Source organism: Streptomyces sp. NPDC059373, assembly GCF_042751495.1.
Taxonomy (GTDB): Bacteria; Actinomycetota; Actinomycetes; order Streptomycetales; family Streptomycetaceae; genus Actinacidiphila.
Genome location: NZ_JBHYXC010000003.1, coordinates 222,074 through 235,806, shown reverse-complemented (window position 1 = coordinate 235,806; position 13,733 = coordinate 222,074). Strand labels below are relative to the sequence as shown.

Genomic DNA, 13,733 nt, shown 5'->3' with positions numbered 1-13,733 from the left:
GTGTCGCCATTCCTCAAGGCACTCCGGCTGCAGTGTCGGTAGGTGAAGGAACATCCTTGCACGCGGCACTGACAGTCGGTGCGATGAGACGAAAGTAGGCCCCGATGGTGATCAACCATCACCATCGGGGCCCACTGGGGTACTTCGGTCAATCAGAGGTGGCAGACCGAGCAGCCGGCCTCGTCGTCGTCCGCGTCCAACGCGTCGGACAGGACCTCCAGCAGAGGCCGGTTCGGCTTCACGCGCTTCGCAGCGCGATCGAGCGCATCCTGGTGCTTCGCTTCGATGTCGTCCCGACGCTCTATCAGCTGATGCAGGGACTCCCCTTGTGACCAGGTGTAGTCGCGGCCCTGCATGGCGGTCCCTTGGTGCCGGATCTTCTCCTCGTACGCCACGGCTTTGTCGAACAGCTCGGGGTGGCGGTCCTTGAGCCCGACCCACTCGTGCTTGCGCTGGAAGAAGCAGAAGTAGCAGCCCGAGCGGGTGCGCCACTCGTAGTAGCCGGGCAGGCCAGTGCCCGCTTCGTCGAGGATGCGGCCGACGCCTTCGCGGTCGATGCCGTCCTCGCGGAAGGGGAAGACCGCGGTGATGTTGGGCTTGGTGCTGACGTAGCCGAGTCGGTTCTCGTCCGCGCGGATGGCGACGTAGGAGATCACCTCGTCCTCGCCTACCCACTCTTCCAGCGGCTTGATCTTCAGGTTTTTGGTGCACCAGCGCATCTGGGGGCTCGGCAGGGTGCCTTGGTAGACCTCCAGCCAGTGGTCGAAGTCCCGGTCCGTGTTCAGCCTGGTGATGGGCTTGCCGACTGCCGCCTCAAGCTTGTTGAGGTACTCGTAGGTCTCCGGCAGCTCAGCCCCGGTGTCGCAGAAGAAGTACTCCATCTCCGGCACGCGGTCACGCATGTAGATCGCCAGTGCGGAGGAGTCTTTGCCGCCGGACAGACCCAGGACGTGCCGGACCCTCTTCTTGGAAGTGGTGTCGTCGGTCATGGTCACTCCGTCCTCTCGACTGCAGTGTTGGTAACGGGCTCGGCCACGCGCTGGGCGAGGGCGGCGAGCAGAATGCGGGCGCCGTCTGGACCGAGCATGTTCCTAGCTTGCTCCAAGACACTGACAGCGAGGCTGTCGGCCTCCTGGCGGGACTGCTCCGGAACGTAGATCAGTGTCCGTTGTTCGACGCCGTCGTTGTCGGTCAGCGTGAGCAGCCTGGCTTGGAGATTCTCGGTCTCGTCGGTGGTCTGCTCGCGGCTCTCGTACAGGTGACTGACCCGGTCGAGAGCGGAAGCCATCTCCTTGACGCGGCGGGAGAAGACGGTCGCGTCGTTGTCGGACCAGTCGCCGAGGGCCGAGTTCGACAGCCGTACGATCAGCGGGTCGAGCCAGTCCTCATCCGCCAGGTACTCGTTGAGAGCGATGGAGACGAAGCCCCGCAGGTCCAGGCTCAGGGAGACGCCGGCGAAGCCCTTGAGACGTGCGGCAAGCTCACGGCGGAGCTTCGGCAGTGAGGCGGGCAGACGGAACTCGCGGCTGACGGTCTCGATGACCTCGGCCCGCAGTGCCGTCTCCGCTCCGGAGAGTTCCTCCACTGCGGCAGCGAGCCGTTCCGCGTAGCCCTTGTTGCCGCTGGTGCTGATGCGCGCCTCAGGGCTGATCGGATCCAGCCCCATGGCCTGCGGCAGCGTGTGGAAGAGCAGGTCGTCCGGGTCCTGAGCGGTGAGCAGGACGGTTCGGACAGCGACGGCGTCCTTGCTGATTCGCTTGGTGCGGCGGGCGTAGGGAGTCAGGACCATCACCCGCTCCATCAACGCCCGGGTGACCGCGAGCAGCGCTGGATTACGGATGGCCTGAGAGCGCGGAGAGTCCACCTTCAGGGCAAGCGACAGATTCTTTACGACGCTCTGGCGCAGGCCGTCACCGAGTGGAGTGGATTTTACGGAGAAGCGCTTCGGGGCCTTGAGCATGCGCTCGACGATGTCGGGTGTAAGGCGGGGCAGGTAGGTGCCCTCCTCGAACAGCGCTACGTCCTGGCTGCGCAGGATCAGTGCGGTGACGACCAGCAACGGCACGGCGCCAGCCTTGACACCGTACGGCGGCACCATCAGAGCACGGAAGATTTCGTCGAGACTGGTGCGCTTGTCCGCCGTGGTGAGTGACGCCTCCAGGGCCTCCCAGACCGGCAGGGTGTACGGGTGGGAGGCACCCGGGCGGGAGAAGCCGTACGGGAACAGGGAGGTCGACGAGTCGTCCGCCGGGGTGCCGGTGTTCTCCCGGTGCAGGCCCATGTATTCCAGGGCTCCGCTGTACATGGCACGCTCAGCCGGGTGCTTGACGATGCCGAGATACCGCTCACCGGACTTCAGCAGCATCGCTGTGAGCAGTATTCCGCGGGCCTTGGCACCCTGACTGGTGAGTTCGTGGCGGCCGAGCATCTCATTGCGGATGTGCGGAGTGGCTGAGAAAACGCGATCGCAGGCGATCGAGGCCAGGCCGCTGAGGCTGCGGCCCTCGATCACCTCACCTTCGCTGTCGTCGGCGGCGATCCCCGAGCGCCACAACCGCCAGGTCGCACGCTGGGTCTGCGGGTAGAAGGCTGCGTCGAGGAGTTCCAGCAGCTCGCGTTTGGCCCCTGTCGTGCGTTCCCTGATCTCACGCAGTGCTACCGGGTCCAGCGACTTGTCGAGCAGTAGCTCCTGGAGGGCTACGAGGTACGTCGCGGCGCTTAGGACGAGTTCCGGCTCCTCGGTGACGCCGAGCACTACCGGCAGCGAGGACTTGACCACGGGCCGGTCATCGGTCGTACCGAGGTGGAAGACGAGCAGCCCGTCAGCGTGGTCGTTGAGCTCATCCGGGCCCTTGACGGTCTTGGTCTCAGGGCCGGTGACGCGGGTGAACAAGGCGCGCATCATCCCGGTGACCTGGCTGTGACGGCCGGCGGTGAGCGCCTGAGGAAGATATTCGCCGAGCCTTTGGACGACGTACGTGCTGTCGAGATGGTTGGTGATGTCCTTCAGACGGCCGTCGATGTCGACGTCCGTGCCGAGCCATGTCCGGTACTCACCGTTGAATTTGCGGTGTACCAGGAAGCCCCGGTCGACCAGGCTTTGCAGCTGCTTCTCAAGGGCGGCGAAAGCCTTCGCGTCCGCCCCGTCGGACGGCTCATGTAGCGCAAAGTAGATCATTGCGGCGGTCGCTCGAAGCGCACCGTCCGAGTCGATCAGATTCAGCATGCCGATGGTGCGCAGCAGGTTCTGGTCGGCCGTGGACAGTCCATTGGCCTCGGTGACCCTGGCCTCGATCTCGATCCAGCGGCCTGCGTTGGTGGAGGCCAGGAGGGAGGTACGGCCGGAGTCGAGGAAGAAGTCGTACAGCTGCGGAAGCTGGATGGTGCTGGCCCGCTGCGGTTCGGCGAGCGAGAACAGGTCCAGCGAGCGGCGGACGGTGTTGGGCTCGTCGCTGTTGAGGAAGTTCGTAAGGCTGCGGTCGTGCTGGCCGATCTGAGCAGCGAGGAGAGGGGCCGCGACCGCGGTCAGCGGGTGCAGCGGGTACAGATCCGCAAAGTCCCCTGCCTTGAGGTCAACGACGGTGTTCAGGCCGTGATCTTTCCAGGCCTCCTCGGCGGCCTCGGCCTGGGCCCGAATCAGCTTCTGGCCGGACTCAGGGGCAGCGGACTGGTCGAGCCGGCGGCGCATCAGCTGAACGGCGTCGCCGATGTGCGGGGTGAAGGTGATGTCCTCGAACCGGCCCTGGATCTTCGCCCACTCGCGGGTCTGTAGTTCGCTGGAGCGGGCGGCGTAGTCCATGAACGACATGTGCTGCAGCGTCATCATGAACAGCGGCAGACCCTCATCGCCGGCGCTCTTCTCGGCGAGTTCCTGCAGCAGGAACAGGTCGTCCTTGGTGCCGGCGAACTCGCTGTGTCCGGCTAGGTGCTCAAGGGTCTTGCCGAACTCGTCGATGACCAGCAGCAGCGGCTGCAGCGCGCACAGGGTTTCGACGGCCTTCAGGATGTTCTGTGGTGATGCGGTCGCCGGGTCGGCGCAGGCGCCGAGGGCCGCAGCGACTGCCTTGGGCGGGCGGGTCTTCCAGCGCCGTTGAGCCGCAGTGTGTAGAGCCCGCGACAGCGTCGCGACGAGCGGCTCGCGGCGGGCTGTGGCGACAGCGCCGAGAAAGCCGGCAGGGGCGAGCTGCTCCCGGCCGGCGGGCAGACGCTTGGCGAGACTGGGGCTGGTGGCTTCGAGCAGGGACTCCGCTTCGGTGCGTCGAACCTTGTCATGACCGAGGAGCGCATCGATCAGGTTGGTCAGAGTGGACTTGCCGGAGCCGTACGGTCCGGTGAACGACCAGGACCGGGGGCGGCGCAAATTACCAAGGGAACTCGTGACGCGTTCCAGTACATCGACGGCCCGCGTGCCCATGTAGAGAGAGTTCAGCTCGGTCTGGACGTCGCGTTCCAGATTGGTCGAGCGCATCTGAGAGCCGACCAAGGTGATGCCGGTCGGGAACTGCGGGCCACCGGGGTTCTTGTCGGCGGCGTTGCGCCGCATGGGGGTCGCGGTGGTCACACGGTCTCCTCGGTCAGGGCGAGCTGCGGCTCGACGGCGTCCTGGTTCTTCAGCTCGCGCTTCTCAGCGTCCACGAGCTTGGGGTACTGGCGCTTCCAGTCATCGCGAGTGGGAAACCCCGGTCGTGAGCGGACCTTGTCGTACTGCTCATCCAGAACGTCCCAGGCCAGCTCGAACGGATCAGAGGAGAACGCGAGGCTCCGCTGCCCAATTGCCTCGATAATCTGCAAGCCAGGATGGTCACCGGAGACTTTCTCCAGGGCTGCGGCGATATCCGGTTCGCGGATACGGAACGCCCGGCCGGGACCGCCGTGCTCGTTGGCGAGGCGGGCCAGCGAGATGGAGCCGGCACCGTTGGTCGTGCGGGCCGCGTAGTCCAGGCAGGCGTACGCCACGATGCGGGCCGGCAAGGACGTGCGAACGCCGGTGGTGAACTGCCATTCCATCTTGCCCCGCTGCCCAACCTGCTCCAGTAGCCCGAGTTCACGGAAGGGGCAGGCGAGCAAGTCCTCAAGTGCGCCAGGGGCGCCGATCTTCCCCCGAGGCGCGGGGGCGTACATCTTGGTGATGCAGTCGACGTCCTTGGCGATGGACGCCTCCACCGGCCCTTCGCGGAAGGACAGGTTGACGTGACGCACGATCAGCTGCGTCAGATCTTCCCCGGTGAACCGGGAGAACGGCGCGATGTGGAAAGCGACATACCAAGCCGGGGCCCAGCTCTTGGCACCCGGCCGGGAGCAGAGAAGCCACCAGTGCAGCAACCACAGGCTGCCGGGCTCCTCCAGATAGGGGTCGGCTCCGTCCTCGTCGAGCAGCCACCGCGCCTCCCATGTCGGGTACGAGAACATGGCGCGCGAATTGGTGTCGTCGCCGGAGTGCTCACGGGTGAGCTTGAACGCCCGGGACCAATAGCGCATGGCATTGACCATGTTCTTGCCGACGCCAAGTTGCACCGGAGCGTCATCTGCGAGGAACGTCTGCGGGTTGTCCTTCACCTGCATGTACGCCTTGTGGAGCCACCCAAAGCGCGGCGCGAACGTCTCATGGCGCGCGAAGGAAGAATGGGCGGCTTCCGCGAGCCGAGTGTCTGACATGCGGGATCTCTCCGTGTCCGTTCAGGTTTCAGTGGTTTTCAAAGCTGATGCGTGAAATCAGATCGGGGCCGACAGGAGCTTTCGCACCTTCCGTACGGCCCGGACGATGGAGGAAACAGCCCGATCGACATCACGCTCCGTGGTGGCGTACCCAAGGGACAACCTCACCGTGGAGTCTGCTTCTTCCCGACTGCGACCCATGCCCAAGAGCACGTGGCTGGGAGTTGGTGCTCCGGCGGCACACGCGCTCCCCTCAGAGGCCGCGACGTCCGGCATAGCAGCGAGCACCGCATCAGCCGGCGCGCCGTGGAACGTGATGCTGGTAACTCCAGGAAGCCGCTGATCGACCGCGCCGTTGATCCGGCAATCGCCGACCTGCTCAACGAGCGTGCGCTCCAAAGAGTCACGCAACTGTGCGATTCGGGCCCCGTCGCCGATCAGATCGCGGCGGGAGGCTTCTGCCGCTGCTCCTGCGCCCGCGATACCGGCGACATTCAGGGTTCCAGCCCGCCAGCCGCGCTCTTGTCCGCCGCCGAAGATCAGCGGCCGGTACGGCAGGGCAATGCCACGGCGAACAAACAGCGCACCGACGCCCTGCGGCCCCCCGAACTTGTGAGCCGACAGCGACAGCAGATCCACATCGGTCTCCAGCAGGTCGATCGGCAACCGACCGACCATTTGAGTCGCGTCGGTATGGACCAGGGCGCCTGCCGCGTGGGCAGCATTGACGATCGGGGCGAGGTCCGTGAGGACGCCCGTTTCGTTGTTGGCAGCCATCAACGAAACGATCGCTACGCTTCTTCCGGCTAGCGCGAGGTGTAGGCCGCTCAGATCCACCAGGCCGTCTTCATCGACCGACAGCAGCACGAGCGACTTGGGGGCGTCGCCCGTAAGGGCCTTAGCGGTCTCCAGCACTGCGGGGTGCTCGACCGTGCTTGTTACGAGAGCCCCGTCCGCGCTGAACGCCGCACGTAGGGCGAGGTTGTTCGCCTCGGTGGCCCCAGAGGTGAAGACGATCTCTCCGGGAGAGCAGTTGAGTAGACCGGCCACCTGACGACGGGCTATGTCAACGCGCAGTGCGGCATCGCGTCCCGAACGATGCGTGCTAGAGGCGTTACCCACGGTGCGCATGGCGTCAAGGGTGGCCGCAAGGGCCTCAGGGCGTGTCGGTGCGGTCGCGTTGTAGTCCAGGTATGCCAGATCTGAATCAAGATCCCGTTCTGTCATGCTCCACCCCGCTTTGCGACCCGCTGCTCGCTTGAGCTGGAGGAAGTCGTCGCCCGGTGCGACTGCTTCCACCAGCAGTACGCCGAGATCCTAGCCGGACGAGCACGCTGCGGTGGTAACCGGTTGGATTTGTGCAGTTCGGTGCCCGTGTTGCGCCACTTGTGAGAACTAATGTTCGCATAGGTGGCGGCTGGTGCCCATAGCTGAAGTGGGCGTCAGAACACTGGAGTTGAGTTCTCCGATCGCCAGACCATCTCGCCTGGTGAGCGCCGGGGCCGCGGATTCCGCCGAGGGTCCTGCGAGGTGTCAGTGGTCCCCACTAGTGTTTGTACGCAGGTCGCGGCGCACCCTCTGCGCACCGTGATGTGACGCGCCGCACGCAGAGACAAGGGGCCAAGGTTGCGATTCGGGGAAATACCAGGTGTTCGTCGGGCAGGCAGGAGCCAGGGAACACCATGACCGGATCTCCAGGCATCGCGTTTCAGTCGCTCCTCGACGCAGCTCCCGTGGCCTACGTGAAGAGGCTGCTCGGTGAGCACGCCTGCGAGCTGCTCGATCTGCTCCACGGCGGAAACGGGACCGAAGAGACTCTCCGCAAGGTAGCAGCAACGGCTGTGTCGCCAGAACAGCTGATCAGCGACCCCGAAGAGCGAGCACAGCTCCTGGAACTGATGCCCGACGCCAAGCGGGCGGAACTCGCTGTCCGACTCGGCTTCGAAGGTACAGGCGAGCCGGGCTCGCTCCTTGAGGGACAGCCGTGGTCGCTCGAACAGCGCCGTACGCTTCTCGGCTTCCTCGGCCTGGTCGTCGACCGGGCGCCCGAGGTCCCCGTTTCCTTCCGCAGCAGCAGTCAGCCCGCTTACGCGATGTTCCCCCACCAACGGCTCGCCGCCAGCAAGGTGCGGCGCCTGCTGTACTCCGGGGAACGCCGGGCCGTGCTACATCTGCCGACCGGCGTCGGGAAGACCCGCACCGGCATGAACCTCATCTGCGACCACCTGCGACAGGGCGAGCCGACCGTCGTAGTGTGGCTAGCTCGTGGCCGAGAGCTGCTGGAGCAGGCCGCAGCGGAATTCGAGCGGGCCTGGGGCAACCTCGGCAACCGCGAAGTCACCGTCCTTCGCATGTGGGGCGATGCCCCCACCGATCTCGGTGGCGTGACGGACGGAATTGTCGTGCTCGGTCTCGACAAGGCCAGCGCAGCCGCCAAGGCTGATCCGACCTTCCTGGACCGGCTCGCCCTGACCGCCACCCTCACGGTCTTCGACGAGGCCCATCAGGCCATCGCACCCACCTACCGCAGGATTGTCGACGCACTCACGCTACGTAGTGACGCGAGCTTGATGGGATTGACAGCCACCCCGGGCCGCACCTGGGCCAACATTTCCGAAGACGAGAAGCTGTCCGACTTCTTCGCGCGCCAGAAGGTGATGCTGGAGATCGACGGCTACGACAACCCTGTTACCGCCCTCATCGAGCAGGGGTACCTCGCACGGCCGGACTTCCGCACCGTGGCTGCTGACTCCGGCATGGAGCTCAGCACACGAGACAAGCAGGCACTGGCTGCATCCTTTGATATCCCCGAAGCTTTGATCGGGCAACTCGCCAACAACGTGCAGTGGAACCTGCAGGTCGTACGCACCATCCTCGACCTGAGCCAGCAGCACCGCCGGATCCTGCTGTTCGCCGCCTCCGTCGAACACAGCCGCCTGCTGGTCGCCATCCTGTCCGTATTCGGACTCGACGCCGACCAGGTCACCGCTGAATCCTCACCACGGCACCGCGACCGGGTCATCAACCGTTTCAAGGGCGCCGGCACTCGACCGATGGTCCTGTCCAACTACGGTGTGCTCACGACCGGATTCGACGCCCCGGCGGCCAGCGCCGCTGTCATTGCACGACCCACTCGGTCTCTGGTGCTCTACAGCCAGATGGTCGGACGGGTCATCCGCGGCCCCAAAGCTGGCGGCACCCCGACATGCGACGTAGTGACCGTTGTTGATCCCACACTCCCGGGCTTCGGAGACGTGGCAGACGCATTCACCAACTGGGAAGACGTGTGGAAGGCCCAATGACATCCAAGTATTCGATCGTCACAGCCGATCTGACGGTCAAGGCCCTGCAGGACAGCGGATACAAATCCACGGCACACGCCATCGCAGAACTGATCGACAACGGCATCGAGGCCGGCGCCGAACTCGTGGAACTCTTCGTCGTCGAGTCCCCCGACCGACCGTCCCTGCGCGCCCGCCACAGGGTGGAGAAGCTCGCTGTACTGGACAACGGCATTGGCATGGACCCTGAGACGCTGCGCCAGTCCCTGCGTTTTGGTGCTGGAACCCGTCAGCAGCGCAAGGGTATAGGGCGATTCGGTGTGGGCCTGCCCAACTCCAGCATCTCCCAGTGCGACCGCGTCGATGTCTGGTCCTGGACCAATGGTCCCGATAATGCGATGCATACCTACCTCGATCTGGCGGAGTTGCGCCGGGGGCTGGAAGAGGTACCCGAGCCCAAGCACGACGGTTTGCCCATTGAGTGGCAGGCACTCACCGAAGGGCTTGGCCCCACCGGGACCCTCGTCCAGTGGACGCAGCTGGAACGTGTTCAATGGCGTGGTGCCGAAGCCACCTTGGGTAACACCGAGCAGCTCATCGGACGGATTTACCGACGCAAGATCATTCAGGGAACCCGGATCAAGCTGGTCCCCGTGCGCGGCTGGGCTGAACTACCAGGCGTGCGTGACACGCTGCCGAACGATCCGCTCTACCTGACCGCCCCGAGCTCGACGCCGGTCCCGTTCGACACCAGGCCGATGTTCCGGCCCGTTGGAGGCGGTAACACCGGCGAGATCGGCGTTCAGCGTTTCATGGTCGAGGGTGCTGATGGCAAGGAGCACCCCGTTCTTGTGCGCTCCTCGCTCGCCGTGGATGCCTCTCGGCGCCCTGACATCGAGGGTCAGGAATGGCCCAGCGAAATCTCCCCCAGTCTCAAGCCCGGCGATACTCCCTGGGGCAAGCACGCGGCCAAGAACCTCGGCATTTCCTTGATCCGAGCCGACCGGGAACTCGACCTCGACACCGGATGGACCAACTCGTACGACCCGGTCGAGCGGTGGTGGGGGGTCGAGATCGACTTTCCGCCTGCCCTCGATGAGGTCTTCGGCGTCACCAATAACAAGCAGTCCGCGACGATCTTCTCGGCACTCGCTAACTTCAACTGGCGTGAAGAGGCAGCTGGGTTGTCATGGGAGGAGTTCCGAGAGGTACTCCGCGAGGAGGGCGATGCGCGCCTTCCCCTCATCCAGATCGTCTATCACATCCGTGAGAAACTGCTCGGCAAGCTACGCGCGGACCTGGCAGACCAGACCCGCGGTACGGGTACTAGCCGGAAGCGGCACGAGCAGGTGGAGACCAAGGCCGAGGAGGCCGTCAAGCGGCGCCGGGCGGAGACCAAACCGAGCCTCACTGACACCTTGGCCGAGCAGGTCAGTCCAGAGGCAAGCCAGCAGCAGCAATTCGAGAGCCTGGTCGAAACCCACAAGTACAGTCCCGCCGACGCGCAGCGGATCATCGAAGAGACCACCTCCAAAGGCAAGCACACCCGCCTCCTGACCACGCGGAACCCTGACTCGCCAGCCTTCTTCAACGTCGAGTTCATCCCCGGCTTGCTCCAGGTGGCCCTCAACATGGACCACCCGGTGTACAGCGACCTGATCGCCGTCCTGGACAAGGACTTCGACGGCGTGAGCCGGGAAGAACTCATCGACCGACTGGTGGGTGCCGCCTCCGCCTTCAAGCTCCTGCTGCTCTCCTGGGCTAGGTTCGAGGACGAACAGCCGGAGAGGCCCCGTGCGCGGGCCAAGCAGATGAGGCAGGACTGGGGCCGGATCGCCAGCGAATTCCTCGGAGCCGACGACGAGGACGACGAGGACGAGTAGTGGCGAACGATCACATCTGGCACCAGATTGAGCGGCTGCTCGAAGGCGCCACCCAGCACGTCGTTCTGGTCGCTCCCTTCATCAAGAAGGAGGTGTTCCGGGCGGCGCTGGATGTCATTCCGCCCAGCGTTGAAGAGATCCGCTGCGTCACGCGCTGGTCCGTGGCCGAGGTCGCAGCCGGCGTGTCGGACCCCGAGATCGCCGAGATCGCCGAAGCCGACGGACGCGCCCGCATCGTGCTGAGCCATAACCTCCACGCCAAGCTGTACATCGCCGACCACCGCTGCCTCGTCGGGTCGGCGAACCTCACCGGCAGGGCGACTGGCCGTGTGCCAGACGCCAACATCGAGTTACTCCTGGAAACCGATGCCGCACACCCGGAGGTGCAGCGCGTACTTGAAGCCATCGGGGCCAACTCCGTGCCCGCGTCCGTAGATCTTGCGCGGCAGATCCGGGAGCAAGCTGACCTGCTGCGGACTGATGAAGACGCGCCCAAGGTATTGGTCGCCGGACAGGACCAAATCCCCGTTCACTGGCTGCCGGAAACACGCAACCCGGAACGGCTCTATCGGGTATATAGCGGGCGGCACCGCAACGTCGGCGGTCACGTCCTAGCTGGAGTGCTCCGCGACCTCGCGCATCTCGACGTCCCTCCCGGCCTCTCCGAGCAGGCATTCGGCAAGGCCGTCCTCGCCGGTCTCCGATCCATGCCGGAGATCCGGCGGCTGTTCGAGGTGGGCGCCTTGAACATGGACGACGCGAAGGCAGAACTGGCCGCCGGCGGTGCCTGCACAGAGGAGCAGGCCCAGCGCGCCGTGGAGACTATCGCTCAGTGGCTGAACTACTTCGACGAGGTGCACCTGGTGCCGGTCGGCCCATGGGAGATCAGACAAGGTCGAGAAATCACCTGAACCGTGCACCCAGGGTTCCGGAGCAAGATCGCGACTGGGCAGCGCGTGGCTCCCGCCGCTGCCCGGTGTCGCTCCGGCGGGGGAGGCGAGAGCGATATCGTTGGCTGACCCCGCGCTCTGCCGAGGGTCATCTTCAGTTGCCACATGATCAAAGAGGTAGTGGGCATGGCGGCGGTACGGATCCCGTATCTGCTCGGTCACGCCGAGATTGCGGCCCTGTATGGGGTGAAGCGTCAGACGTCGCAGGCGTGGAGGACCGCCGGGACGCTGGCTGCACCTGACGTGGTGGCGTCTGGAAACCCTTACTGGCTATTGACGACGGTGCTCCAGCTCAGTGGGGCCGGTGGCCGTGAAGTAACGCCGCAGCGGTTGGCGCAATACAGGGCCGGCAGCCCGGGCGGTCGCGATCTTGGGAGCACGGAGCAACTGCCGACGATCGTTGGGATCAAAGAGGTAGCCCGTCTGCTGGGCGAGGATGAACAAGCGATCTCCCGTTGGCGTAACCGCCGCCAGATCGCGGACGCCGATCTCGTCCTGTCGAGATCCCCGCTGTGGCTCCTAGAGACGGTCCTATCCGATGCGGAAGCACGTGGCCGTCCGGTGCTGCCGCACGAAGTCGATCTGCTCCGCGCAGGCGATCACGCCCCTCAAAAGCCACGCGGGCGCAGAGTCGCACCGTCATCCCCGAAACGCCCGAAGCCGAGCCTTCCTCCAGCCCAGACCTTCACGAATGCAGAGAGTCTGGCTGCCGCCGAGTTCCTCGCTGCAGTGCTTGCCGCAGGCCACGCAGTGGCGATCCGACCCAAGCGCGAGGCGCACTGACCGTAGACGGGACTGCGGCCTGGCCGCCGCTGTGCCGGGACGGATGGAGAAGCTGATCACGAGCCAGCAGGAAGGTCTTCACGTCCACTCGTGAGAGAAACAGTTGATTGAGCATTGCTATCGCCTATAGAGTCTCTCGTGTTCGATCTTGTCTCGCGCACTCGGAGCCCTTGTATGCCAGAAGTCAGTGTCAGCAGAACGAAGCAGCGCTCATACATCCACCTGGTCCACGACCGCGCGGTGGCCGCATGAAGGTCATCTCTTACGGCGGTGGAGTGCAATCAACCGCCCTCCTCGTCCTCGCCGCCCACCGCGAGATCGACTATCCGACCTTTCTCTTCGCCAATGTCGGCGACGACAGCGAGCACCCGGCGACCTTGGCTTACATCCGTGAGGTCGCGGCCCCCTATGCCATCCGCGCCGGGATTGACCTCCAGCAGCTGGAACGTGTGCGCCGCGACGGAACTTCTGAGACTCTCATGCAGAGGCTGAACAGGCCGGACACCCGGTCCATCCCGATCCCGGTCCGTATGGCCAATGGGGCGCCTGGACGCCGCTCCTGCACCGCCGACTTCAAGATCAGAGTGGTCGGCCGGTGGCTTCGTGAACACGGCGCCACGGCCGCCGAGCCCGCCACGGTGGGCATCGGCATATCCCTCGACGAGATCCACCGGGCCAACCGCCGACGAAGCGAGCCCAATGAGCGAATTGAATACCCGCTCCTTGACCTCCGGCTTCGCAGGACCGACTGCGAGCGCATCATCGAGGAGGCTGGACTCCCTGTCCCGCCCAAGAGCGCCTGTTTCTTCTGCCCCTTTCGCACCGTCGGGGCCTGGCGGCAGCAGCGACAGGTCGAGCCGGAGCTGTTCCTCAAGTCAGTGCAGCTGGAGGAAACGATCAACGAACGCCGTGCCGCGCTGGGACGGGATCCCGTCTACCTCACCCGGTACGGCCGTCCACTTGCCGAGGCCATCACGGACGCCCGCACGATGCGCGGCCCCGACGATACCGGAGACGGAAGCTGTGACTCCGGTTGGTGCATGACCTGACCCACGTTGGGAGGGCCACGTGCGGCACTGCGGTGGAAGGGCGGGGCAGAGGCCCCGCCCTTCCACGTACGTGCGGCATGCTCCGCCTCGATGCTGGCAGGGCCCGCTTTTCATCGATATGGGGTCACGTTT

The 13,733-nt window shown here is 65.1% G+C and carries 9 protein-coding genes; 5 read left to right on the top strand and 4 right to left on the bottom strand.

Going from position 1 to position 13,733, the window contains the following annotated elements:
- Positions 1-152: 152 nt before the first annotated feature.
- The 4 genes from ACFXJ5_RS08850 to ACFXJ5_RS08835 are packed head-to-tail and all read right to left on the bottom strand — an operon-like array spanning position 153 to position 6,882.
- Positions 153-989 carry a phosphoadenosine phosphosulfate reductase domain-containing protein gene (locus ACFXJ5_RS08850; protein WP_384628859.1) on the bottom strand — a complete coding sequence of 279 codons (837 nt, stop codon included), beginning with the start codon at positions 987-989 and terminating at the stop codon, positions 153-155.
- A 2-nt stretch (positions 990-991) separates the two neighbouring features.
- Entirely contained in the window at positions 992-4,561 is a 3,570-nt protein-coding gene (locus ACFXJ5_RS08845; protein ID WP_384628856.1) for an ATP-binding protein, read from the bottom strand.
- Entirely contained in the window at positions 4,558-5,655 is a 1,098-nt protein-coding gene (locus ACFXJ5_RS08840; protein ID WP_384628853.1) for a DUF4007 family protein, read from the bottom strand. Before ACFXJ5_RS08840 ends, ACFXJ5_RS08845 begins: the two co-directional genes overlap by 4 nt.
- A 57-nt stretch (positions 5,656-5,712) precedes the next feature.
- The gene (locus ACFXJ5_RS08835; RefSeq protein ID WP_384628850.1) at positions 5,713-6,882 is read right to left on the bottom strand and encodes a cysteine desulfurase family protein; all 1,170 of its coding nucleotides are present in this window, start codon (positions 6,880-6,882) and stop codon (positions 5,713-5,715) included.
- 455 nt (positions 6,883-7,337) lie between these two features.
- Here ACFXJ5_RS08835 and ACFXJ5_RS08830 point away from each other — a divergent pair, with 455 nt between their 5' ends.
- From ACFXJ5_RS08830 to ACFXJ5_RS08810, 5 genes are all read left to right on the top strand, one after another.
- On the top strand, positions 7,338-8,957 hold the full coding sequence (locus ACFXJ5_RS08830) for a DEAD/DEAH box helicase (protein WP_384628847.1): 1,620 nt from the start codon (positions 7,338-7,340) through the stop codon (positions 8,955-8,957).
- Complete coding sequence (locus ACFXJ5_RS08825; protein WP_384628844.1) at positions 8,954-10,819, top strand: ATP-binding protein; 1,866 nt, start codon at positions 8,954-8,956, stop codon at positions 10,817-10,819. Before ACFXJ5_RS08830 ends, ACFXJ5_RS08825 begins: the two co-directional genes overlap by 4 nt.
- Positions 10,819-11,730 carry a phospholipase D family protein gene (locus ACFXJ5_RS08820; protein WP_384628841.1) on the top strand — a complete coding sequence of 304 codons (912 nt, stop codon included), beginning with the start codon at positions 10,819-10,821 and terminating at the stop codon, positions 11,728-11,730. The genes ACFXJ5_RS08825 and ACFXJ5_RS08820 overlap by 1 nt, the downstream gene beginning before the upstream one ends.
- A 144-nt stretch (positions 11,731-11,874) precedes the next feature.
- Positions 11,875-12,552, top strand: a complete 678-nt coding sequence (locus ACFXJ5_RS08815) for a hypothetical protein (RefSeq protein ID WP_384628838.1) — start codon at positions 11,875-11,877, stop codon at positions 12,550-12,552.
- A 248-nt stretch (positions 12,553-12,800) separates the two neighbouring features.
- The gene (locus ACFXJ5_RS08810; RefSeq protein WP_384628836.1) at positions 12,801-13,601 is read left to right on the top strand and encodes a phosphoadenosine phosphosulfate reductase; all 801 of its coding nucleotides are present in this window, start codon (positions 12,801-12,803) and stop codon (positions 13,599-13,601) included.
- Positions 13,602-13,733 lie beyond the last annotated feature (132 nt).

Bases quoted from the DNA above. Each gene is read 5' to 3' on its own strand.
- ACFXJ5_RS08825 (WP_384628844.1), top strand. From the start codon at position 8,954: ATGACATCCAAGTATTCGATCGTCACAGCCGATCTGACGGTCAAGGCC.
- ACFXJ5_RS08815 (WP_384628838.1), top strand. From the start codon at position 11,875: ATGATCAAAGAGGTAGTGGGCATGGCGGCGGTACGGATCCCGTATCTG.
- ACFXJ5_RS08810 (WP_384628836.1), top strand. From the start codon at position 12,801: ATGAAGGTCATCTCTTACGGCGGTGGAGTGCAATCAACCGCCCTCCTC.
- ACFXJ5_RS08850 (WP_384628859.1), bottom strand. From the start codon at position 989: ATGACCGACGACACCACTTCCAAGAAGAGGGTCCGGCACGTCCTGGGT.
- ACFXJ5_RS08830 (WP_384628847.1), top strand. From the start codon at position 7,338: ATGACCGGATCTCCAGGCATCGCGTTTCAGTCGCTCCTCGACGCAGCT.
- ACFXJ5_RS08835 (WP_384628850.1), bottom strand. From the start codon at position 6,882: ATGACAGAACGGGATCTTGATTCAGATCTGGCATACCTGGACTACAAC.
- ACFXJ5_RS08840 (WP_384628853.1), bottom strand. From the start codon at position 5,655: ATGTCAGACACTCGGCTCGCGGAAGCCGCCCATTCTTCCTTCGCGCGC.